The sequence below is a fragment of the Acetatifactor muris genome, assembly GCF_024623325.1.
In the GTDB taxonomy this organism is placed as follows: domain Bacteria; phylum Bacillota; class Clostridia; order Lachnospirales; family Lachnospiraceae; genus Acetatifactor; species Acetatifactor muris.
This window is the reverse complement of record NZ_JANJZD010000098.1, coordinates 1-1,198: the sequence shown is the minus strand read 5'-3', so window position 1 is coordinate 1,198 and position 1,198 is coordinate 1. Positions and strand designations below refer to the sequence as shown.

1 protein-coding gene is annotated in these 1,198 nt (G+C 45.6%); it reads left to right on the top strand.

Features of this window, described 5'->3' with window-relative positions; all coding sequences use genetic code 11:
• A partial coding sequence (locus NSB25_RS29040) for an ISAs1 family transposase (protein WP_306817719.1) occupies positions 1-1,165 on the top strand: 1,165 nt, incomplete at its 5' end.
• Between the last annotated feature and the right edge of the window lie 33 nt (positions 1,166-1,198).

The window sequence follows — 1,198 nt, the reverse complement described above, 5'->3', positions numbered from 1 at the left end:
CTCCATTATCCGTTATAATGGAAATAAAAACGGAGATGGTGATATGGAGCAGTTACTGGAATGGATGGAGATCATCGAGGATGTCAGGCAGCACAGAAAAGTACGCCACAGTATAAAGGATATTTTGATCATTGTGCTTTTTGCAACACTTGCCAATGCGGACACATGGGAGCAGATCGCAGATTTTGCACTGTGGAATGAGGAGTATCTGAGACAGTATATCGAATTGAAGAATGGAGTTCCGTCTCACGATACCATACAGCGCGTTATGGGGATGATACGCCCGGAGAATCTGCAGCAGCTTCAGCGGAAATGGCAGGAATTGCTGGACAGCAATGAAGGGGAAAAGCTGAAAAAAATCATCTGTGTGGATGGGAAAACCATGCGTTCCAATAAAAGGGAAGGGACGAAACCATGCCATATCGTTTCTGCCTGGAGCAGGGAAGACGGATACTGCCTGGGGCAGAAAGCAGTGGAAGAAAAAAGTAATGAGATCACGGCAATCCCCAAAGTACTGGAAAGCATAGAGATAAAAGGGCAGGTTGTAACCATTGATGCGATGGGGACGCAGACGGCAATCGCGGAAACAATCCGGAAGAGGCGTGCAGATTATGTGCTGGCAGTAAAGGGAAACCAGGGAAATCTGGAAACGGACATACGCCAGTATTTTGAAGAACAGCAGATATGTGAAGAACTAAAGAAAGGGTCCGGGTATAAAAAAACAACAGAGAAAGCGCACGGTCAGATAGAGATAAGGGAGTACTACCAAACGGAAGAGACGGCGTGGATGTACCAGAAAAAACAGTGGAAGGGGCTGAAAAGCATAGGGATGGAGAAGAAAACCATCCGAAAGGGAGAAACAGAGAAAGAGGAATACCGGTATTATATCAGCAGCCTTTGTGAAGACATCGAACTGTTCAGCCGGGCAGTACGGGGACACTGGGCAGTGGAAAGTATGCACTGGCATCTGGATGTGACATTTAAGGAGGATGCAAATACCACACTGGATAAAACAGCAGCGCAGAACCAGAACATCATCCGAAAATGGTGTCTGAGCATGTTGAAACTGATAGAGATAAGGGGAACGAAGATGTCACTAAGAAGGAAGCGGTTTAACATAAGCTTTGCACCGGCACAGTTTATCGAAGAACTGATGAAAATTTAAAAATCCGCAATTTAGGATTTGAGTGGGAGTAAA